Genomic DNA, 20,426 nt, shown 5'->3' with positions numbered 1-20,426 from the left:
GGCCCGGCCGGCGGCGGGCAATGGAAACGGGAAAGACCGCCTATCGTGAGTGAAATCCGCCTTTACGTGTCCACCACCGAAAGCGAGGCCGAACGGATCCTCGATCTCCTGAGCGAGGTCTTCGGCGAAGAAGACTTTGCTATCGGCACCACCGAGGTCGATGAGAAGAAGGATATCTGGGAGGCCTCGGTCTATATGATGGCCGAGGACGAGGCGGAAGTGCGCTCCCGCGTCGAGGCGGCGCTGGAGATCGCCTTTCCCGATGCCCGCCTTCAGCGCGAAGTCATTCCCGATGTCGACTGGGTGGTGAAATCGCTGGAAGGGCTGAAGCCCGTCAGGGCAGGGCGCTTCCTCGTGCATGGATCGCATGACCGCGACAAGGTCCGCTCCGGCGACATCGCCATCGAGATCGACGCCGGCCAGGCCTTCGGCACCGGCCATCACGGCACGACGGCCGGCTGCCTTGAAGTGATCGACGCCGTGGTGCGCTCGCGCCGGGTCCGCAACGCGCTCGATCTCGGCACCGGCAGCGGCGTGCTGGCGATCGCGGTGCGCAAACTCAGGAACATTCCGGTGCTGGCTACAGACATCGATCCGGTGGCGACGAAGGTCGCGGCCGAGAATGTGCGCCGCAACGGCATTGCGTCGGGCATCGTCGTGAGGACTGCGCCCGGCTTTCATTCGACCGCCTTTTCCGAGCACGGTCCCTTCGATCTCATCATCGCCAACATCCTCGCCCGGCCACTGATCCGCATGGCGCCGCAGCTTGCGGCCCATCTTGCGCCGGGTGGTTCGGTGATCCTTTCGGGGATTCTGGCCGCGCAGCGCTGGAAGGTGATCGCCGCCTATAGCGGCGCAAGGCTTCGCCACGTCAGGACGATCTGGCGGAATGGTTGGGTGACGATCCATTTGGATCGGGCTTGATTACGAGGCTCAAACTCGCCTTGAAACGTGTGCTGTCCTTAGGGCGGGCCTCTCCTCCTCTCCCTCATTCCTGTGCCTGTCACAGGAATCCAGCCACCGCGCGTCCGCGCGGTGAATGACTCCATACGCGCTGGAGAGAGTCTCCCGCGCCCAAAGACTTGGGCGCACTGGATTCCTGTGACGAGCACAGGAATGAGGGAGGAGAGGTTTGCGCGCCCCATAGAACAGAGCTGCTTTTGGCACCGTCCAAAAAATCAGAAGGTGCCTTCAACACAAAAACAAAAAGGCGGCGCCGATGGCACCGCCTTGGACCGGTCTATCCGGTCAATGCCCGCGAGCTCGAAGGAGGAGGAGTGCTCGAGCGGGCTCTACTGCATTCCAATAGGCCGGTCCGGGGAGGGAGGAGGAGACGGACAGGCCTTCAGACTCAGAACGCGTAGCTAGGAGCGCCCTTGTGCCGCGTGGCGCGCTGGCCGGCGCCGAGCAGCTTGAGGCTGTCGTCGTTCTGCGGGCGGCGGGCGCCGATGATGTGACGCACGGTCTGGCGTTCGCCAGCCTGCACCGGGCTGCTGTATGCGAAGCGCGAGAGAGAGGCGGTCATTTCAAAAAATCCTTTGTTTGCTGGTTCGTCCGAACCGTTCGATGGCTGCTATATAGCTATTCTGAAACGCCGAGGCAGAGGGTTTCGCTCATGGGAGCCATGCGGCAAATGCATAAAGCGTGCCAAATTAACTTTTGCCGTCACAGTTCTGTCAAAATATTGAGCGGGCTCAACGGTCTCGACTCGTTTTGTCGCTTTTTCTCCCCATCGATTGAAATTTCGCTAACATGGCGGCCATCCCCTTAACCGGATTCGTCTCAACCATTCGGGTTTCCAGCATGTTCCAGTCCTTCGACGTCACCTCCACGCCGCAATTCGGCAGGGATCGGGTATCGGCGCTGCGCGCCGGTTTCGATTCGCTCGGCATCGACGCCTTCCTCGTGCCGCGCGCCGACGAATTCAACGGCGAATATGTTCCCGCATGCTCGGAGCGCCTGGCGTGGCTGACGGGCTTCACGGGTTCGGCGGGCATCGCGCTGATCCTGCGCACGCAGGCGGTCGTCTTCGTCGACGGGCGCTATGTGACGCAGCTTGCCGAGCAGGTCGACGGTTCGGTCTTTTCGGGCGGCGATCTCGTCAATGCGCCGCCGCATGTGTGGCTTGCCGCAAACGGCGCCAGGGGGGTGCGGCTCGGCATCGATCCGTGGCTGCATTCCGGTGCTGAGGTTCGCCGCCTGGAAAGGGCGCTTGCGGAGATCGGCGGCACGCTGGTCTTCCTGCCGCACAACCCGCTCGACCGGCTGTGGAGCGACAGGCCGGCCGAGCCGCTCGGCACTGTGACCATCCAGAATGTCGCCCAGGCCGGCGTGCTGGCGAGCGACAAGATCGCGACGATTGCCGCCGGCCTTTCGAAGAAGAATCTTGCGGCGGTGCTGATTGCCGATCCCTCGTCGGTCGCCTGGGCCTTCAACATCCGCGGCGCCGACGTGCCGCACACGCCGCATCCGCTGGCGCGCGCCATCATCCATGCCGACGGGCGCGCCGAACTCTTCCTCGACAAGCGCAAGACCGGCATCGAGCCGGAGGCCTATCTCGCGCAGATCGCGACGCAGCTGCCGCCCTCGGCGCTGGAGGAGAGGCTTGCCGCCGTTTCCAGGGACGGCGGGCGAGTGCTGATCGATCCCGATATCGCTTCTTACGCGCTTGCCGAAATCATCCGCAAGGCGGGTGGCGAAGCGGTGGAGGGGGCCGATCCCGCCAAGCTGCCGCGCGCGGTGAAGAACGACGTCGAGATCAACGGCTCGGCGGCCGCCCATCTGCAGGACGGGGCGGCGATGGTGGAGTTCCTCTATTGGCTGTCGCAGGAAAAACCCGGCACGGTGAGCGAGATCGCTGCGGCCGAGCGTCTCGAAGCGGCGCGCGCCCGCGTCGGCCAGAGCATGCAGAACCCGCTGAAGGATATTTCCTTCGATACGATTTCGGGTGCCGGCGAACATGCGGCGATCATGCATTACCGCGTGACGACCGAAACCAACCGGATGATCGAGGCCGGCGAACTCTTCCTGATCGATTCCGGCGCGCAATATATCAACGGCACGACCGACATCACCCGCACCGTCGGCATCGGCGCGGTTTCGCAGGAGCATCGCCGCTTCTTCACGCTTGTTCTGAAGGGCATGATCGATATCAGCACGGCGCGCTTCCCGAAGGGCACGCGCGGCTGCGACCTCGATCCGCTGGCGCGCATCGCGCTGTGGCGGGCAGGGGCCGATTTCGCTCATGGCACCGGCCACGGCGTCGGCTCCTATCTCTCGGTGCATGAGGGGCCGCAGCGCATCTCCAGGCTTTCGACGCAGGAACTGCTGCCCGGCATGATCCTGTCGAACGAGCCGGGCTATTACCGGCCGGGCAGCTTCGGCATCCGCATCGAGAACCTGATCTATGTGCGCGGGGCCGAGGAGATCGACGGCGGCGACATGGCCATGCTCGGCTTCGAGACGCTGACCTTCTGCCCGATCGACCGCAGCCTCGTCATCCCCGAGCTTCTGACCCATGACCAGCTGCACTGGTTCAACGACTATCACCGCCGCACGCGCGAGGCGCTGATGCCGCTGATCCATGATCACGACGTCAGGGCATGGCTCGAAAACGCGACGCTGCCGCTCGAATATTAGAGAAGGGCGTTTGGGCGCCGGCCTTCAGCCGGTGCTCAGAACCAGCCGGCGTGGCGCCAGGTCATCACGATGATCCAGGCGGCGACCAGCATCCATGTATGGGAAAAGCGCAGACCGACGATGAGGGCGGCGATCAGCGCCAGTTTCGATTCCCAGCCGCCGATGAAGAAGGCGGGGGCGACCAGCGTCGTCAGCACGGCCGCCGGCACGGCATTCAGCGCCGCCTCCATGCGCGGGGGAATGCTCTTCATCCGGGTGATCAGGATATAGCCGCCGATGCGGGTGGCGAAGGTGGCGGCTGCGGCGGCAAGGATGACGAGCGCCATGTGAAGATCGAATTCCATGGCTTAGACCTCGTGCACTTCGGATTGAAGGGCGTCGGCTTCGAGATCGGGCGCCTGCCGCGGCAATGGGAGCAGGGCGGCGAGCACGATGCCGGCGGCCGCACCCAGGCTGACATGCCAAGGCGAGCCGACATAGCGATAGGCGAGCACGGAGGCCACCGCGCTGACGAGCGCCACGGGCAGGAAATTGTCGCGCTTGCGGAAGCCGAGGACGATGCCGAGGAAATAGGCCGGCAGCAGGATATCGAGGCCGATCACCTTGGGATCGCCGATGAAGCCGCCGAGCATGCCGCCGGCGACGCTGATCAGCACCCAGGGAATGTAGATGATGATGCCGAAGCCGAAATACCAGGCGAAGGTAAGCCGGCGGCCGGACTCGCAGCGTTTCACCGCTTCGGCAAATTGCGGATCGACCAGCAGGAAGAAGGTGAAGAATTTCTGCACCGGGGTGAAATGGCCGATGTAGCGCGCCAAGGCCGCCGAATAGAGCACGTGGCGGAAATTGACGGCGAGGATCGACAGCACGATCAGCCAGGCGTGGACATCGTGGCCGAAGAGTTCGATGCCGACCATCTGGCTGGCGCCGGCATAGACCGTGGCGCTCATGAAGGCGGCTTCGGAAAGCGACATGCCGTTTTCGACCGCCAGCGCCCCGAAGAGCGCGCCAAAGGGCGCCGATGCCAGCGCAACGGCCGAGCCGCCCCGCAAACCTTCAACAAAGTCGGCGCGATTCATGTGGGTGTCCTGTTGGAAATTCAGCTTTCCCTTATGATCTACGGCTTGCCGCGGCAATTGAATTTCGTTGATTGACCAATCGATTTCGCTGAAGCATCAACGTCCTGAGCGCATTCGGCGGAGAGGCAAGCATGCAGAAGATCGAATTTTCCAGGGAAGAAAAGGCTGAGATCGTTTCGCGCATCCGCGCTTATTTCGATCGGGAACTCGATCCCATCGGCGCCCTGCCGGCCGAATTCCTGCTCGACTTTTTCGCGGAAGAAATCGGCGCCCATTATTACAATCAGGGCCTGCGCGACGCCCATGCGGCCCTCCTGAAGAAGATGGAGGATCTGGCGGAGGACATCTATCTTCTGGAGCGCGACGAGAAGAGCAAAACCGCGAGCCCGTAGGGGGACGCGGCGCCTCTCAGTCCTTGCTCTCAAACCGCCGTCTTGACCGCTTCAAAGCCGTATCCCCGCCGGCCCTTGGCCTTGACCGCATACATGGCGGCATCGGCAATTTCGTAGATTTGCGTCACGGTACCGTCATGGGTCGGGCGGATCGACACCCCGATGCTGGCTGAAATCGTCAAGCTCTCGCCGCTGATCGAGAACGGCCGCTCGAGTGCCTCCAGCATCCTCTCGGCGACGAGACGCGCTTCGCGTTCATTGATTTCACCGCCGAGGATGACCGCGAACTCGTCGCCACCCAGGCGGGCGACCTCGTCTTCGGCGCGGACGCAGGCCTGCAGGCGGCGGGCGACCTGAATGAGCAATTCGTCACCGCCGAAGTGACCGATCGTGTCGTTGACCTGCTTGAAATGATCGAGATCGAGCGTCAAAAGGCCGACCATGCCCTGCCGCCGCGCGACGTCTTCAAGCTTCTGGCGGAACCGCCGCCGGTTGGAAAGCCCTGTCAGCGCGTCGCTCGCAGCCTCAAGCTCGAGCTTTTGCCGGAAAGCGTCATTGGCGCCATAAAGCCATGCCATGATAAAGGCCGCGATAATGCTCATGTTTCCCGCCGGCACCAGTAAGGCTGCATATTTGTCCGCAGCAAACAGCGGAACGGCGCCCGTCATGGCAACCACTTCCGGAAAGGCGACAATGGCAACGACCAGTGCTGCATTGCCGGCGAATGTGAAGCATCGGGTCGCCAGGAGCGGCATGAAGACGAAATACATGAAGCCGGCAAGGCCATAGACAAACCCGCCTTCGATGCGTCCCATGATGACGAAAAAACACGCCTCCCAGCCGAGGAACATGAACAATGCGGCGGCAAGGGCAAGACGCCGGTCGACCCGCAACCAAAGCGCCGCCATGTAAGGCAATGCGACAGGCAGCGTGGCGAGGCGTAACCAAGCCGTATTGGCCGCGCCGGTGGGATCGTGGGTAAAGTCCCATGTCCAGAGCGAGGTGCCGGCCAAGGCTGTGACCAGTGTCATGACGAGGCAATTGAACCTGTGCTCGTCATAATGCCGGGCAGCGAAATCGGGCGAGGGCCGGAGCACGGAGATCAGCAGGCCGTGCCAGCGAGCCTTAACATTCGATATCTCCGACAAGCCGCGCCCCTCGTCCATTGCCTCGCACTCTTTGCCCAGGTGTCATATTCATAGGCGATGCGGATGAATAAATTCCTGCTTGACGGGCGCGGCGCGGGTTCCCGGCCGTTCGCGCACGGTGGCAGATCCTTTATCTCGAGCAGTATCGAGGATTGAAAGTGTTGGAGTCAGCCGGTCAAAACCGTGGCGCTGTCGATAATGGCGATGCCATGGGCGCGCATCTCCTCGATCGCGGCGGCGACACCTTCGGGCGTGATGCCGCGGCTGCCATCCTCGATGAAGCGGACGCGCACATTGGGCATCATTTCCAGCGCGTCCAGCGCGGAGAACTTGACGCAGTAATCGGTCGCGAGGCCGCAGACGTCGAGATCGGTGACGCCCTGGTCCTCGAGGAAATCGGAAAGGCCGGTGGAGGCATCCCGGTCATTGTCGCGGAAGGCCGAATAGCTGTCGATCCTCGGATCTTCGCCCTTCTGCTGGATCAGGTCGATCTCTTCGGATTTTAACTGGGGATGCAATTCGGCATCGAGCGTGCCCTGGACGCAGTGATCAGGCCACATCATCTGCGGCTTGCCGGAGAGTTCGCCCATCTCGAAGGGGGAAGCACCCGGATGGGCGGAGGCGAAGCTGCCGTGGCCCGGCGGATGCCAGTCCTGCGAGGCAACGATCAGATCGTATTTGCCGCTGTCGATCAGCCTGTTTGCGACGGGAACCACCTTGTCGCCATCGGGCACCGGCAGATTGCCGCCCGGACAGAAGCCGTTCTGGATATCGACGAGCAGCAGCGCTTTCATCAAGGCCAATCCCTTCGCTTTATCGCAATGCAAATGCCAAATGCACTGAATGCATCAACTAGTGAATTTCCGGGGGCCGACATGCAAGTGTTAATTCGGTCACTACCGGTAGTAAGTCGCTGAAACAGAAGGATCTAATACAATCAGTGCGGGAGCTGGGGCTGTCGCGTCGAATGGCGTAAGAGGTCTTGCGCCGGCCACCATGCGCCATTTCTTCCGCCTTCTCGGAAATGCGATGCCAGGCCGATCTTGCTCCCGCCCGCGATTTCTGCCTTTCTTGCCTGAGCGTCAGCCGGAACCGAAGCCATGTCCGAGACTCAGCCAGACGAAAAGATCGATGCGACGTTCCGCAACGGGTCGTTGACGGCGACCGGGATCATTCTCGGCTTCTCGCTCAATTTCATCAGTCTCTGGGTATCCAATCCGAATGACTGGAGCCGTGTCGATCTGCTGCCGATGGCGTTTCTGACGGTCGGCATCGCCATTCAGGTGAAGGTGTTTGCCGATCTGCTCGCGCGCGACTCGCTGCTCGCCGTCAGATATGACCGGGCGCGGCGGCTGTTCCTGATCGGGCTGTCGATCGTCGCCTTCGGAATGGGGATCGCCCTGCTGAACGATATTCTCGGGCTCAGCAGCATGCGGATGTTCGGGTGAAGGTTCCCGCGCTTCGCCGGAAGATCACACGCGTTCGACGAAGCCGTCCAGCACCCGCTTCTGTCCGGCCCGGTCGAATTCGATCGTCAGCTTGTTGCCTTCGATGCCGGTGATGTAGCCGTTGCCGAATTTCATGTGGAATACGCGGTCGCCGAGGGTGAACTTCGACGGTTCCGACGAGGTCGATTTCGCCACCAGCTCGCCGTCGATCGTGCGTCCCTTGGGGCCGCTTTCGCCATAACCGATGCGTTCGACGGCGTGGCCGGAGCGGGTGCCCCAGTTGTCGCGGGTGGCTTCGGTCTTGTTGGCCTGGGCGCGTTTCCAGCCGGGGGTGGAATAGGAGTTGGCGAAGGGTTCGGCCTTGTCGAAGCGCGACTGGCCGTAGCCGCCGCGGCCGTAACCGCCGTAGCTCTGCTCCATCTCGGCGACCTCGACATGGGTTTCCGGCAATTCGTCGAGGAAGCGCGAGGGCAGGGTCGATTGCCAGAGGCCGTGGATGCGGCGGTTGGAAACGAACCAGATGTGGCAGCGGCGCTTGGCGCGGGTGATGCCGACATAGGCGAGGCGGCGTTCCTCCTCCAAGCCGGCGCGGCCGCTTTCATCGAGCGAGCGCTGGTGCGGGAACAGGCCTTCCTCCCAGCCGGGCAGGAAGACGGTGTCGAATTCCAGGCCCTTGGCCGAATGCAGCGTCATGATCGAGACGGCGTCGAGGTTTTCGTTGGTCTCGGCGTCCATGACGAGCGAGACATGTTCGAGGAAGCCGCGCATCGACTCGAAGCTTTCCATCGAGCGGATGAGTTCCTTCAGGTTTTCGAGGCGGCCGGGCGCCTCGGCGCTCTTGTCGTTCTTCCACATGTCGGTATAGCCGGACTCTTCGAGGATCTGCTCGGCAAGTTCGGTATGCGGTGTGTTTTCAAGCAGTTCCTGCCATCGGCGGAAAGATTGAATCACGTCGAAGAGGGCTTTGCGCGCCTTCGGCTTCAACTCGTCCGTCTCGATGATGTCGGCGGCTGCCGCCAGCATCGGGATGTCGCGGGCGCGCGCGTAGTCGTGGAGTGCCCGCACCGTGGTATCGCCGAGGCCGCGCTTCGGCGTGTTGATGATGCGCTCGAAGGCGAGATCGTCGGCCGGCTGGGAGACAAGGCGGAAATAGGCCATGGCATCGCGGATTTCGAGGCGCTCATAGAAGCGCGGGCCGCCGATGACGCGGTAGTTGAGGCCCAGCGTGACGAAGCGGTCTTCGAATTCGCGCATCTGGAAGGAGGCGCGCACGAGGATCGCCATGTCGTTCAGCAGATGCTTGTTACGCTGGAGCTGCTCGATCTCCTCGCCGATGGCGCGGGCTTCCTCCTCCGAATCCCAGGAGGCATGGACCTGCACCTTGACGTCGTCGGGATCGGCGCGGTCGGTGAACAGCGTCTTGCCCAGGCGGCCTTCATTGTGGGCGATCAGATGGGCGGCGGCGCCGAGGATATGTTCGGTCGAGCGGTAGTTGCGCTCCAGCTTGATCACCTTGGCGCCGGGGAAATCCTTCTCGAAGCGCAGGATATTGTCGACCTCCGCGCCGCGCCAGCCATAGATCGACTGGTCGTCGTCGCCGACGCAGCAGACATTCTGCGGCTCGCCCTTGGCGCGCTGGGCCAGAAGCCGCAGCCACATATATTGGGCGGTGTTGGTGTCCTGGTACTCGTCGACGAGGATATAGCGGAAGCGGCCGTGATATTCCTTCAGAAGATCCGGGTTCTTGCGGAAGATCGCGATCGGATGCATCAGCAGGTCGCCGAAATCGCAGGCGTTCAGCGTCGTCAGTCGCGCCTGATAGGCGAAATAGAGATCGCGCCCACGGCCATTGGCAAAGGCGCGGGCATCGCCCTCGGGGATATCGGCGGGGCCGAGGCCCTTGTTCTTCCAGGTGTCGATCATGCCGGCGAATTGCTTGGCCGGCCAGCGCTTGTCGTCGAGGCCTTCGGCCTGGATCAGCTGCTTGATCAGGCGCACGACGTCGTCGGTGTCGAGAATGGTGAAGCCGGAGCTGAGGCCGACGAGCTCGCCATGGCGGCGCAGAAGCTTGACGCCGATCGAGTGGAAGGTGCCGAGCCAGGGCATGCCTTCGACGGCGCCGCCGACGAGCAGCGCGATGCGCTCCTTCATCTCGCGGGCCGCCTTGTTGGTGAAGGTGACGGCGAGGATCTGCGAGGGGAAGGCGCGGCCGGTGTTGAGGATATGGGCGATGCGGGTCGTCAGCACGCGCGTTTTGCCGGTGCCGGCGCCGGCAAGCACGAGGACCGGGCCCTCCAGCGTTTCGACGGCTTCGGTCTGCTCCGGGTTCAGCCCGGCGAGATAATCCGGCCGCTTGCCGCCGTCGCGGGCAGCCATGGCGCGGGCGGCGATGCCTCCTGCTGCAATGCTTCCCGTCGCAGGCGCCTTTCCCGACGGCGCCTGGGGAGGCTGCGGCTTGCGCGGCGCCTCGCCCGGCTCTTCGTCGAAGAAGGGGATATCGTCGAAACTGTTGCTCATGGCGCGTAATGTAGTGATTCGGGAGGGAAAGACCAGAAAAGATGTTCTGCTTTCATTCCCGAGCCATCCGCTATCCCAAACGGTTTGCTTGCGCGCGGCGGGGGCACCGGACGCGCCACGACGAAAAATACCAGCCGCGGCCTGTCGGAATTCGCGCCGGTGGCGCGTCCTTGGAGCATCGGACCCATGGTCCGGATCAAAGCTCGTCAACAAGGAGGCTGTCATGTCGAAGGTCGTTTCCAATCTCTGGTTCGCCGAGGAAGCGCGCGAAGCCGTCGAATTCTACGTATCGATCATTCCGGACTCGCGGATCGGGCGTACCACCATATTGCCGGCGGAAACCCCGAGCGGGCCTCCGGGCAGCGTCGAGCTGATCGAATTCACGCTCGGCGATCAGGAGTTCCTGGCAATGAAAGCCGGCCCGTTCGACAGCTTCAACCATTCCTTCTCGATTGCCGTTCTGCTCGACAGCCAGGCCGAGATCGATCGGATCTGGGATGCCTTTCTCGCCAATGGCGGCACGCCGGAAGCCTGTGGCTGGCTCAAGGACCGCTGGGGCCTTTCCTGGCAGATCGTGCCGCGGGCGCTTGCCGAAATGGTTGCCGACAGCGACCGTGAGCGGGGCAAGCGCGTGACCGAGGTGATGCTCGGCATGGTCAAGATCGACATCGCCGCGCTGGAGAAGGCGTTCAACGGCTGAGAGGCCGCAGGCGTGATTCAGGACGGGGAGGATATGCCGGTTCCAGGGCGCGCGGGCCGTGAGAGCGCGCGCTCGGCCGACCGGGGCTGCCCGCCGGCATTTTTTCGAAAGCTCGAATCACGGGCGACATTGCACACCTTTTCGACATTCATGTCACGTCGCGAAATGTGCTGATACCGCGACAGGCCCGTTCTCAACTACAATAATAAACAGTTTCGTAGAGTTCAAAAAAGATCCGGTGCATGCACATCTTTGTGCATTGCCAGAAACGGCCGGTGAGCGTGGAATATAGCTACGAAACTATTGATTCTCAGGAACACCGTGGCCATCTCGATGGTTATAGGAGCACCTGAAGCCTGTGGCAGAACCTTGATGGAGGGCCCATGCTAAGCGAATCCGTATTCGATGCGTTTACCCGCAGTTACGAAGCGCGCCGCGAAACCGATATGTCGGTGGCGGAATATCTCGATCTCTGCAAAAAAGAACCGATCGCCTACGCCAATGCGACCGAACGCCTGCTCGCCGCGATCGGCGAGCCGCAGATGGTCGATACTTCAAGGGACGCGCGCCTCGGCCGGATCTTCATGAACCGGACCATCCGGATCTATCCTGCCTTCACCGGCTTCCACGGCATGGAAGAGACGATCGAGCGCATCGTTTCCTTCTTCCGCCACGCCGCGCAGGGGCTGGAGGAGCGCAAGCAGATCCTCTATCTCCTCGGCCCGGTCGGCGGCGGCAAGTCTTCGCTGGCGGAGCGGCTGAAGCTCCTGATGGAGGTCCACCCGATCTACGTGCTGAAGGCGGGCGACGAGATCAGCCCCGTTTTCGAAAGCCCGCTCAACCTCTTCGATCCGGAAACGATGGGGCCGCTTCTGCAGGAGCAATACGGCATTCCCCAGCGGCGCCTGAGCGGGCTGATGAGCCCGTGGTGCCTGAAGCGGCTCGATGATTTCGGCGGCGATATTTCCCGCTTCCGCGTCGTCAGGGTCCAGCCTTCGCGGCTGCGCCAGATCGCCATCGCCAAGACCGAGCCCGGCGACGAGAACAACCAGGATATCTCTTCGCTGGTCGGCAAGGTCGATATCCGCAAGCTGGAGACCTATTCGCAGAACGATCCCGATGCCTACAGCTATTCGGGCGGGCTCAACCGCGCCAACCAGGGCATCCTCGAATTCGTCGAGATGTTCAAGGCGCCGATCAAGATGCTGCATCCGCTGCTGACGTCGACGCAGGAGGGGAACTATATCGGCACCGAGAATATCGGCGCCATACCCTTCTCCGGCATCGTGCTCGCGCATTCGAACGAGGCGGAATGGCAGACCTTCAAGGCCAACAAGAACAACGAAGCCTTCATCGACCGTATCTGCGTGATCAAGGTGCCCTATTGCCTGCGCGTGACGGAAGAGCAGAAAATCTACGAGAAGCTGATCGAGGGATCGGAACTTGCCGATGCGCCATGCGCGCCCGCGACGCTCGAAATGCTCGCCCGTTTCTCGGTGCTCTCGCGACTGCGCAAGCACGAGAATTCGACCTTCTTCTCGAAGATGCGCACCTATGACGGCGAGAGCCTGAAGGAAACCGATCCGCGCGCCCGCAGCGTGCAGGAATATCGGGATGCGGCGGGTATCGACGAGGGCATGGACGGGATATCGACCCGCTTCGCCTTCAAGGTGCTCGCCTCCACCTTCAACCACGATACGACAGACATCGGCGCCGATCCGGTGCATCTGATGTATGTGCTGGAACAGTCGATCCGCCGGGAGCAGTTTTCCGACGATGTCGAGAAGCGTTATCTCGAGTTCATCAAGGCGGATCTTGCGCCGCGTTACGCAGAGTTCATTGGCAATGAGATCCAGAAGGCCTATCTTGAATCCTATGCGGACTACGGACAGAACCTGTTCGACCGCTACGTGGATTATGCCGATGCCTGGATCGAAGATGTGGACTTCAAGGATCCGGATACCGGCCAGCTTCTCGACCGTGAGCTCCTCAACCAGGAACTGACGAAAATCGAAAAGCCCGCCGGAATCGCCAATCCGAAGGATTTCCGCAACGAAATCGTCAAGTTCTGCTTGAGATCGCGGGCAGCCAACGGCGGAAAGAATCCGTCATGGACGAGCTACGAGAAAATCCGGGAAGTCATCGAAAAGCGAATGTTCTCGCAGGTCGAGGATCTCTTGCCGGTCATTTCCTTCGGATCGAAGAAGGATTCCGAAACGGAAAAGAAGCACAGCGAATTCGTCTCGCGCATGGCCGCGCGGGGTTACACCGAGAGGCAGGTTCGACGCCTTGTGGAATGGTACATGCGCGTCAAACAGGCAAGTTAATGCGGAGCCATTATGCACATTGTCGACCGGCGGCTGAATCCGCGCGGTAAAAGTCTGGAAAATCGGCAGCGGTTCCTTCGACGCATGAAGGGCGCCGTGCAGCAGGCGGTCAAACGTTCTCTGCAAAACCGAAACATTCGAGATGTGCTCGACGGCGGGGAAATCAGCCTGCCGATCGATGGAATGGCCGAACCGAGCCTGCGCAGGGGCGACGGCGGCATCAGCGACCATATCCTGCCCGGCAACAGGGCCTTCGTGGAAGGCGATATCCTTCCACGGCCGCCGGGCGGCAAGGGCGGGAAGCCGAAGGATGCGGGCGAGGGCGACGGCGAGGACGGCTTCCGTTTCGTGCTGACACGCGAGGAATTCCTCGACGTCTTCCTCGACGATCTGGAACTGCCCGACCTCGCCAAGCGGCGGCTGGCCGAAACCGAGGAGGAAACTCCGTTCCGGGCCGGCTATTCCGTTTCGGGCTCGCCCTCCAACATTGCCGTCGGCCGCACGACCAGGCTCGCGATGATGCGCCGCATCGCGCTTCGCCGCCCGCGTCCCGAAGAGATCGAAGACCTGCAGCGGCAGATCGCGGAATGCGAGGACGAGGAGATCCGCCTGGGGCTCGAGGCAAAGCTCAAGACCCTGGAGGAAAAAAGCCGGCGCATTCCTTATATCGACCCGCTCGACGTCCGGTATCGCCGCTTCGAAAACGAGCCGAAGCCGGTGGCGAAGGCCGTGATGTTCTGCCTCATGGACGTCTCCGGTTCCATGTCGGAGCACATGAAGGACCTGGCGAAGCGGTTCTACCTGCTGCTCTACCTGTTCCTGTCGAAGCGCTACAAGAAGGTCGAGATCGTCTTCATCCGCCATACCGACAGGGCCGAGGAGGTGGACGAGGAAACCTTCTTCTACGGCCCGGCGACGGGCGGCACGCTGGTATCGAGCGCCCTTGCGGCGATGCGCGGGATCATCGCGCAGCGTTTCGATCCGGCCGAGTGGAACATCTACGGCGCCCAGGCTTCGGACGGCGACAACGCCCATTCGGACGGAAGCCTGACCGGGCAACTGCTGCAGGAGATTTTGCCGCTCTGCCAGTATTTCGCCTATATCGAAGTCGGCGAAGAGGGCGGCGACTCTTCGATATCCCGTTCGCCTCTCTGGATGCTTTATGAAGGCATCCGCTCCGAACTCCTGCCGCTTTCGATGCGTAAGGTCTGCCGGCGAAGCGAGATCTTCCCGGTTTTCCACGATCTCTTCCAGAAACGTGACGCACAATCGAAGGTAACGCCATGACCACGACGCTGAGGGCGAAAGAGCTGCTGCTGTTCGAAGGCGCCGACTGGGACTTCACGACACTGCAGCGCATCCACGATGCCTGCGAGGATATCGCGCTCGGCGAACTCGGCCTCGACGTCTATCCGAACCAGATCGAGGTGATCACCTCGGAGCAGATGCTGGACGCCTATTCCTCGACCGGCATGCCGCTCTTTTACCGCCATTGGTCCTTCGGCAAGCACTTCGCCCATCACGAGGCCTTCTATCGCCGGGGGATGCGCGACCTTGCCTATGAGATCGTCATCAACAGCTCCCCCTGCATCTCCTACCTGATGGAGGAGAACACGGCGACGATGCAGACGCTCGTCATCGCGCATGCGGCCTTCGGCCATAACCACTTCTTCAAGAACAACTATCTCTTCAAGCTCTGGACCGACGCGGAAGGCATCCTCGACTATCTCGATTTCGCCAAGGGTTACATCGCCCGCTGCGAGGAGCGTTACGGCGAAGTGGCGGTCGAGCGCACGCTCGATGCGGCCCATGCGCTGATGTCGCATGGCGTGCACCGGTACGCGGGCAAGAACACGCTCGATCTTCGCCAGGAAGAGAAGCGGCTGCAGGAGCGCCGCCTTCACGAAGAGCAGATGTATAATGACCTCTGGCGCACCGTTCCCGTCGGCAAGGCGAAAAAGGCGGGTGACATCGGGCTCGAAAAGCGGCGCGCCGCGCTCGGCCTGCCGCAGGACAATATCCTCTACTTCCTGGAGAAAACCGCGCCGCGGCTGCAGCCATGGCAGCGCGAAATCCTTCGCATCGTCCGCCATGTCGCCCAATATTTCCATCCGCAGCGGCAGACCAAGGTGATGAACGAGGGAACCGCGACCTATGTCCATTACCAGATCATGAACCGGCTGCACCAGCGCGGGCAGATCAGCGACGGAAACTTCCTCGAATTCCTGAAATCGCATGCCAATGTCGTGTTTCAGCCAAACTACGACGACCGGCGCTTCTCGGGCTTCAACCCCTATGCGCTCGGTTTTGCGATGATGCAGGACATCGAGCGGATCGTGACTGCCCCGACGGAAGAGGACCGCGCATGGTTTCCCGATATCGCGGGACGCGGCGATGCGATGGGCGTGCTCCGCGATATCTGGGCCAATTACCGCGACGAAAGCTTCATCAGCCAGTTCCTGAGCCCGAACCTGATGCGCCAACTCAGGCTGTTCCATCTCTACGACGATCCGGAACAGACCGAAGGCATACTGGTTTCGGCGATCCACAACGAGCGCGGTTATCTCCGCATCCGCCGCCAGCTCTCCCGCGAATACGATATCGGCTGGACCGACCCGGCGATCGATATCGTCGACGTCGACCTCGCCGGCGACCGTCGCCTGCTCTTGCAGCACATCGTCATGAACGGCTGCTATCTGCAGGAGACCGACATGAAACAGGTCCTGCAGCATCTCGCCGACCTCTGGGGCTACGATGTCCTGCTTCAGGAGATCGACGGTTCGAACGTCGTGGCGCGGGAGCATACGGCAAGCCCGCGCAAGATCGTTCAGTGATCGGTTGACTTTCTCCGAGGCCCCTCGGGTAAGGCTCTGGCTCGCCACCGGCTGTCGGCGCCGGCCTTGGACGCACGGCCCGTTTGATTCTGAAGGAGGCGCAGATGGAGCGTTTCACGGGCGGCTGCCTGTGCGGCGAAGTGCGGATCGTGGCGTCGGGACGTCCGTACCGGGTCGGCCTTTGTCATTGCCTCGACTGCCGCAAGCATCACGGGGCGCTTTTTCACGCTTCGGCGATATTTCCTAAGGATGCGGTGACGATCGAGGGCGAAACGCGCGCCTATGCCGGGCGGTTTTTCTGCCCCCGTTGCGGCTCGTCGGTTTTCTCCCGCACCGCCGACGAAATCGAAGTGAATCTGGGCTCTCTTGACGCGCCCGACCAACTGGTCCCGACCTACGAACTCTGGACGGTCCGCCGCGAATCCTGGCTGCCGCCGTTCCCGCTTGCGAGACGATATGAGCATGATCGCGAGGGGGAGGGCCGCTTCGAGGAATAGCGGCGAGAGCGGTGCAACGGTGCCGTCGCGAGGTGGCCGAGTGGCGCGGCTTGCCTGAAACCTGTTACGAAGCGTGGACCGGACGGGCCGCGCGCCAGACCAGGGGAACCAGAACCAGGGCGACCGCGGGAAGCACGATCCAGTTGATCGTTTCCCAGCCGGAACTGTGCAGCAGCGATCCCGATGAGAAGGAGGCGCAGGCGACGGTTCCGAAGACGAGGAAATCGTTCGCCCCCTGAACCTTGCTGCGCTCGGCCGGCGTGTGGCAGTCGGCCACCATGGCGGTCGCGCCGATGAAGCCGAAGTTCCAGCCGATCCCGAGCAGCACCAGCGAGATCCAGAAATGGGCGATGTCGAAGCCGGAAAGCGCAACCGCTGCCGAGCCGCCGATCAGGAACAGGCCGACGGCCGCCACACGTTCCTTGCCGAAGCGCACCATCAGCCGCCCGGTCACGAAGCTCGGCCCGTACATGGCAAGGATGTGCCATTGGATGCCGAGAGCCGCCTGGTCGATCGAATGTCCGTGCCCCACCATGGCGATCGGCGAGGCGGTCATGACGAAGGTCATCAGGCCGTAGGAGACGACGCCTGTCGCGATGGCCAGGAGATAACGCGGCGACGAGAGGATCTGGAAAAGCGGCCGCTCGGCAGCGCTTTCCCGGCCGGCGGTTCTCGGCAGCGAAGATGTGCGAAGCAGAAAGAGGATCGGGAAGGCCAGCGCGGCGAGGACCGCCTGGCTCACGAAGCTTCCGGCGACGGGCGTTCCCGGAACCGCATCGCGCGTCCAGATGACGAGCTGCGGTCCGATGATCGCCGCCGCGAGGCCGCCGATCATGACACGGGCGATCGCCTTCTGGCTTTCGGCTCCGCTCGCATGGTCGGTCGCGGCGAAACGGTAGCTCTGGACATAGGACGAATAGAAACCGGCAAGGCAGGTGCCGAGACAGAAGACGATGAAACTGCCGAGAACGATGCCTATGGCGGCGATCAGGCCGGAGACCAGACCGATGACCGTGCCGAGCAGATAACCCGCCCGCCGCCCGAAGCGGCGCATGACATAGGCCGCCGGCAGAGTGCCGAGCGCCAGCCCGAGATTGAGCAGACTGACCGGCAGGGTGATGAGATCGGGATCGGGCGACAGCTGCTGCCCCACCAGTCCGCCGAGCGAAACGACGACGGGCGCGTTCGCGCCGCCGAAGGCCTGCGCGACGGTCAGAATCCATGAATTGCGCCTTGCGGTCTCAGGGTCTGCCGAAACTTGCTGAATGACGTTCATTCTCTATCCATCTTGGACCGGATTTCCGCGACGGCCCGCTTGGCGGCCATGACGGCGCCGGCGAGATATCCCGGTTCGGATTCGCTGGTTTCGCTTGCCGCCAGCAGAAGGCGGGATTCCCACGGGCCGGATACCCAGCGCGGATTTCCCGGCACGGGATGTCCGCCGCCTGCGCGGTCCGCCGCAGTCGCTGTCAGCGAATCGGCAGCCCAATCTTTCAGCAGCGTCGCGCGCGGCTCAAGGGCCTCGGGGCCGAAAAGCCTCGCAAGCTGTGCGAGGCATGCCTGCTTCAAGACCTGCTCGCCAAGCGTGGCGCGCTGATCCGCGCCGACACCGAGGAAACCGAAGAGGGCCGGCTTGCCCGAGGCGGTCGTCGCGTCGTGGATTTCGACCAGCGGCCCCACCATGCTCTGCGCCGTGCCGGAGAGGCCATCCGTGCGCCAGAAGGGTTTGTCGTAGATGGCGAAGAATTTCGCATGCGGCGCCATCCATGTCGGGGTGTTGCGCCAGCGGGCGGCGGTTGCCGGCTCCTGCGGGGGCGTAAATGTGAGCGTCGCCTCCAGGAGCCGCGGCGGCAAGGCGGCGACGACGAGTTTCGCATGCAGCACTTCCGCGCTCTCGTCGCCCGTCTTCACGGTGAGCCGCACGCCGTCTTCGGCGAGATCCATTGCCGTCACCGTCGTGCCGAGACGGACGCGCTCAGCCGGAAGTTTGTCCGCCAAGGCACAGATCGCCGCCGCCGTGCCGCCCGCAAGCCGCACCGACTGCTGATCCAGCGCCGCCGGCAGATAGCGCTGCGGCTTCTCGCGCGACATGCGTTCGAAGACAACGGCTCCCTCGCTGTTCTGGCCGAAGGCGGCAAGCCCGAGCTCGGCGACGAGCGTCGCCATGGCAGGCTGCATCAGCGGCCAGTACCATGAGGGGCCGAGATCGAAGCCGTCTTCCGCCGGCAGGCCGGTTTCATCGGCCGTCAGGATGCGGCCGCCAAGCCGCTCGCGCGCTTCCAGCAGGATGACGTCGACGCCGGAAGCATTGAGCGCCTGGGCCGTGTAGAGCCCGGCCAGGCCGCCGCCGACCACAGCCACTTTGCAAGTTTCCATGTCACTTATCCCCAGGGCGTTCGGGATTGTCGAAGACGCAGACGTCCTGATGCAGGAGCGGGGCGGATTTGTACCAGACGCGCGCGCCTTGCCCTCCGGCCTTTGCCTGAAGCGGCCGGCCGGCGGGCAGGCGAAGCCAGCTCCAGCGGCCGAGCGTGTCGCCGGTCTCCGTGAAGCCACCTTCGATCACCAGCAGTTCGAGTCCGTTCGGATTGGCGATCTCGATCTCGGCATCCGGATGCCAATCCTCCAGCATCACGCGCTCGTCCGAGCCGTTGAAGAGCATCCGCGACGAGGCGACGCCGGGGCGAGCTTGGGATGGCTGGCCTTCGCCGGGCAGCCGGACGATGCGTTCACGATCGGCCGCCTTGAACTGCCAGAGCTTGACCAGGATCGTGCAGCCGTCTTCGCTTCGCGGCGCGTGTCCTGACCCGGGCGGGTTGCGGACATAGGTGCCGGCGGGAAAGTCGCCGCTCTCGTCCTGGAAGATGCCGTCGAGGACGAGAAACTCCTCGCCGCCGGGATGTTCATGATGCGAGAACCGGCTTTCCCTGGCGTAACGGACGATCGATGTCGCGCGGGCCTTCTCCCCGCCGATCCGGAAAAGCATGCGCCGGTCCACGCCCTTTATCGGGCTCGCCACCCAGTCGCGTTCTGCGGCATGGACGAGCGTTCGCCTGGTGAGGTCTTCGTTCAACAGCATGGTCATAGCTCCGATCTGCCGCCATCGACGACAATCTCCGCGCCGAGCATGTAACTCGAAGCGTCGCTTGCCAGGAAGAGCACGGCGGCCGCGATCTCCTCCGGCCTGCCCATGCGGCCGAGCGGCACCTGCGTGCCGACCCGGTCCGCATAGCTGCGGAACTCTTCTTCGCTCTGGTTGCTGCCGCGGTGGATCGGCGTCTCGATCGAACCGGGACTGACGGCATTGACCCGGATCTTCCTGTCGAGCAGCTCCGCCGACATCGTTCTGGCAAAGGAGCGGACCGCCGCCTTCGAGGCGGAGAGGATCGCCCGGCCGGGTGTTCCGACCTGGTTGAGCCAGGAGGTGTTGAGAACGATCGAGCCGGCCTCGCGCATCAGCGGCAGCATCGCCTGTACCGTGAAGAAGACGCCCTTCACGTTCACATCCATGATCCTGTGATAGGTGGCCTCGTCCGTCGTCGCGAGCGGCGTGCCGAGCGCAACGCCCGCATTGGCGAACAGGATATCCAGCGATCCGAATGTCTCCCTTATCTTGCCGTTTGCCAGTCTCAGCTCTTCGAGGGAGGAAACGTCGGCCTCGATGGCAAGGACGTCGCCGCCGAGCTCGGCCACGGCATGCGCGAGCTTTTCCCCGGAGCGTCCGGTGATCGCGACGCGGGCGCCGTTGTCGCGCAGCATGCGTGCGGCGGCGAGGCCGATGCCGCTCGAGCCGCCCGTCACCAATGCTGTCTTTCCTTGCAGAACCATGTGTCAAATCCTCGTGT

19 protein-coding genes are annotated in these 20,426 nt (G+C 62.8%); 9 read left to right on the top strand and 10 right to left on the bottom strand.

All coding sequences use genetic code 11. The features are described from left to right. The first annotated feature begins 45 nt into the window (after positions 1–45). Positions 46–924, top strand: coding sequence for a 50S ribosomal protein L11 methyltransferase (locus tag QD408_RS09760; protein WP_414139165.1), 879 nt, complete (start codon positions 46–48; stop codon positions 922–924). Between the two features lie 427 nt (positions 925–1,351). On the opposite strand, the gene QD408_RS09755 is transcribed toward QD408_RS09760, so the two are convergent. Further along, a complete protein-coding gene (locus tag QD408_RS09755; protein WP_414139164.1) occupies positions 1,352–1,525 on the bottom strand; it encodes a hypothetical protein in 174 nt (57 codons plus the stop codon). A 278-nt stretch (positions 1,526–1,803) separates the two neighbouring features. On the opposite strand from QD408_RS09755, the gene QD408_RS09750 reads away from it, so the two are divergent. After that, entirely contained in the window at positions 1,804–3,639 is a 1,836-nt protein-coding gene (locus tag QD408_RS09750) for an aminopeptidase P family protein (RefSeq protein WP_414139163.1), read from the top strand. Between the two features lie 35 nt (positions 3,640–3,674). Here QD408_RS09750 and QD408_RS09745 read toward each other — a convergent pair whose 3' ends face one another. Continuing rightward, entirely contained in the window at positions 3,675–3,983 is a 309-nt protein-coding gene (locus tag QD408_RS09745; RefSeq protein ID WP_414139162.1) for an AzlD family protein, read from the bottom strand. 3 nt (positions 3,984–3,986) lie between these two features. Beyond that, positions 3,987–4,718: an AzlC family ABC transporter permease gene (locus tag QD408_RS09740; RefSeq protein WP_414139161.1), complete on the bottom strand. Its 732-nt coding sequence runs from the start codon at positions 4,716–4,718 to the stop codon at positions 3,987–3,989. A 131-nt stretch (positions 4,719–4,849) separates the two neighbouring features. Between QD408_RS09740 and QD408_RS09735 the strand changes: the two genes are divergently transcribed. Further along, entirely contained in the window at positions 4,850–5,110 is a 261-nt protein-coding gene (locus QD408_RS09735; RefSeq protein ID WP_088681362.1) for a DUF2164 domain-containing protein, read from the top strand. A 29-nt stretch (positions 5,111–5,139) separates the two neighbouring features. Here the strand turns inward: QD408_RS09735 and QD408_RS09730 are convergent, their stop codons facing one another. Then, complete coding sequence (locus QD408_RS09730) at positions 5,140–6,276, bottom strand: diguanylate cyclase domain-containing protein (protein ID WP_414139160.1); 1,137 nt, start codon at positions 6,274–6,276, stop codon at positions 5,140–5,142. Between the two features lie 149 nt (positions 6,277–6,425). Then, positions 6,426–7,052, bottom strand: coding sequence for a bifunctional nicotinamidase/pyrazinamidase (gene pncA, locus QD408_RS09725; protein WP_414139159.1), 627 nt, complete (start codon positions 7,050–7,052; stop codon positions 6,426–6,428). Between the two features lie 306 nt (positions 7,053–7,358). Here pncA and QD408_RS09720 point away from each other — a divergent pair, with 306 nt between their 5' ends. Then, positions 7,359–7,706, top strand: a complete 348-nt coding sequence (locus tag QD408_RS09720; RefSeq protein WP_414139158.1) for a hypothetical protein — start codon at positions 7,359–7,361, stop codon at positions 7,704–7,706. A 24-nt stretch (positions 7,707–7,730) separates the two neighbouring features. On the opposite strand, the gene QD408_RS09715 is transcribed toward QD408_RS09720, so the two are convergent. Further along, positions 7,731–10,223 (bottom strand): ATP-dependent helicase, encoded by a 2,493-nt coding sequence (locus tag QD408_RS09715; protein WP_414139157.1) that lies wholly within the window; start codon positions 10,221–10,223, stop codon positions 7,731–7,733. Between the two features lie 223 nt (positions 10,224–10,446). Between QD408_RS09715 and QD408_RS09710 the strand changes: the two genes are divergently transcribed. The 5 genes from QD408_RS09710 (at position 10,447) to QD408_RS09690 (ending at position 16,581) form a co-directional block, all read left to right on the top strand. After that, positions 10,447–10,923 carry a VOC family protein gene (locus tag QD408_RS09710; RefSeq protein WP_414139156.1) on the top strand — a complete coding sequence of 159 codons (477 nt, stop codon included), beginning with the start codon at positions 10,447–10,449 and terminating at the stop codon, positions 10,921–10,923. A gap of 383 nt (positions 10,924–11,306) precedes the next feature. After that, positions 11,307–13,250: a PrkA family serine protein kinase gene (locus tag QD408_RS09705; protein WP_088681367.1), complete on the top strand. Its 1,944-nt coding sequence runs from the start codon at positions 11,307–11,309 to the stop codon at positions 13,248–13,250. 12 nt (positions 13,251–13,262) lie between these two features. After that, complete coding sequence (locus QD408_RS09700; protein ID WP_088681368.1) at positions 13,263–14,537, top strand: YeaH/YhbH family protein; 1,275 nt, start codon at positions 13,263–13,265, stop codon at positions 14,535–14,537. Further along, positions 14,534–16,084, top strand: coding sequence for a SpoVR family protein (locus QD408_RS09695; protein WP_088681369.1), 1,551 nt, complete (start codon positions 14,534–14,536; stop codon positions 16,082–16,084). The genes QD408_RS09700 and QD408_RS09695 overlap by 4 nt, the downstream gene beginning before the upstream one ends. 104 nt (positions 16,085–16,188) lie before the next feature. Next, on the top strand, positions 16,189–16,581 hold the full coding sequence (locus QD408_RS09690; protein ID WP_414139155.1) for a GFA family protein: 393 nt from the start codon (positions 16,189–16,191) through the stop codon (positions 16,579–16,581). A 64-nt stretch (positions 16,582–16,645) separates the two neighbouring features. Here the strand turns inward: QD408_RS09690 and QD408_RS09685 are convergent, their stop codons facing one another. Genes QD408_RS09685 through QD408_RS09670 form a run of 4 tightly spaced genes read right to left on the bottom strand, consistent with a single transcriptional unit; the run spans position 16,646 to position 20,409 of the window. Then, positions 16,646–17,857 carry an MFS transporter gene (locus QD408_RS09685; RefSeq protein WP_414139154.1) on the bottom strand — a complete coding sequence of 404 codons (1,212 nt, stop codon included), beginning with the start codon at positions 17,855–17,857 and terminating at the stop codon, positions 16,646–16,648. Continuing rightward, complete coding sequence (locus tag QD408_RS09680) at positions 17,854–18,957, bottom strand: flavin monoamine oxidase family protein (protein ID WP_414139153.1); 1,104 nt, start codon at positions 18,955–18,957, stop codon at positions 17,854–17,856. Before QD408_RS09680 ends, QD408_RS09685 begins: the two co-directional genes overlap by 4 nt. 1 nt (position 18,958) lies before the next feature. Continuing rightward, complete coding sequence (locus tag QD408_RS09675) at positions 18,959–19,660, bottom strand: cupin domain-containing protein (RefSeq protein WP_088681413.1); 702 nt, start codon at positions 19,658–19,660, stop codon at positions 18,959–18,961. Between the two features lie 2 nt (positions 19,661–19,662). Next, positions 19,663–20,409 (bottom strand): glucose 1-dehydrogenase, encoded by a 747-nt coding sequence (locus QD408_RS09670; RefSeq protein WP_088681373.1) that lies wholly within the window; start codon positions 20,407–20,409, stop codon positions 19,663–19,665. Positions 20,410–20,426 lie beyond the last annotated feature (17 nt).

It is taken from the genome of Rhizobium sp. BR 249 (assembly GCF_047445895.1).
In the GTDB taxonomy this organism is placed as follows: domain Bacteria; phylum Pseudomonadota; class Alphaproteobacteria; order Rhizobiales; family Rhizobiaceae; genus Rhizobium.
Note: the sequence above shows the minus strand (reverse complement) of the source record. Positions and strands in the feature narration are given on the sequence as shown.

Excerpts from the sequence above, each read along its gene's own strand:
- QD408_RS09705 (WP_088681367.1), top strand. The coding sequence starts at position 11,307 with ATGCTAAGCGAATCCGTATTCGATGCGTTTACCCGCAGTTACGAAGCG.
- QD408_RS09745 (WP_414139162.1), bottom strand. The coding sequence starts at position 3,983 with ATGGAATTCGATCTTCACATGGCGCTCGTCATCCTTGCCGCCGCAGCC.
- QD408_RS09675 (WP_088681413.1), bottom strand. The coding sequence starts at position 19,660 with ATGCTGTTGAACGAAGACCTCACCAGGCGAACGCTCGTCCATGCCGCA.
- QD408_RS09715 (WP_414139157.1), bottom strand. The coding sequence starts at position 10,223 with ATGAGCAACAGTTTCGACGATATCCCCTTCTTCGACGAAGAGCCGGGC.
- QD408_RS09710 (WP_414139156.1), top strand. The coding sequence starts at position 10,447 with ATGTCGAAGGTCGTTTCCAATCTCTGGTTCGCCGAGGAAGCGCGCGAA.
- QD408_RS09750 (WP_414139163.1), top strand. The coding sequence starts at position 1,804 with ATGTTCCAGTCCTTCGACGTCACCTCCACGCCGCAATTCGGCAGGGAT.
- QD408_RS09755 (WP_414139164.1), bottom strand. The coding sequence starts at position 1,525 with ATGACCGCCTCTCTCTCGCGCTTCGCATACAGCAGCCCGGTGCAGGCT.
- pncA (WP_414139159.1), bottom strand. The coding sequence starts at position 7,052 with ATGAAAGCGCTGCTGCTCGTCGATATCCAGAACGGCTTCTGTCCGGGC.
- QD408_RS09735 (WP_088681362.1), top strand. The coding sequence starts at position 4,850 with ATGCAGAAGATCGAATTTTCCAGGGAAGAAAAGGCTGAGATCGTTTCG.
- QD408_RS09680 (WP_414139153.1), bottom strand. The coding sequence starts at position 18,957 with ATGGAAACTTGCAAAGTGGCTGTGGTCGGCGGCGGCCTGGCCGGGCTC.
- QD408_RS09700 (WP_088681368.1), top strand. The coding sequence starts at position 13,263 with ATGCACATTGTCGACCGGCGGCTGAATCCGCGCGGTAAAAGTCTGGAA.
- QD408_RS09690 (WP_414139155.1), top strand. The coding sequence starts at position 16,189 with ATGGAGCGTTTCACGGGCGGCTGCCTGTGCGGCGAAGTGCGGATCGTG.
- QD408_RS09695 (WP_088681369.1), top strand. The coding sequence starts at position 14,534 with ATGACCACGACGCTGAGGGCGAAAGAGCTGCTGCTGTTCGAAGGCGCC.
- QD408_RS09740 (WP_414139161.1), bottom strand. The coding sequence starts at position 4,718 with ATGAATCGCGCCGACTTTGTTGAAGGTTTGCGGGGCGGCTCGGCCGTT.
- QD408_RS09685 (WP_414139154.1), bottom strand. The coding sequence starts at position 17,857 with ATGAACGTCATTCAGCAAGTTTCGGCAGACCCTGAGACCGCAAGGCGC.
- QD408_RS09670 (WP_088681373.1), bottom strand. The coding sequence starts at position 20,409 with ATGGTTCTGCAAGGAAAGACAGCATTGGTGACGGGCGGCTCGAGCGGC.
- QD408_RS09730 (WP_414139160.1), bottom strand. The coding sequence starts at position 6,276 with ATGGACGAGGGGCGCGGCTTGTCGGAGATATCGAATGTTAAGGCTCGC.
- QD408_RS09720 (WP_414139158.1), top strand. The coding sequence starts at position 7,359 with ATGTCCGAGACTCAGCCAGACGAAAAGATCGATGCGACGTTCCGCAAC.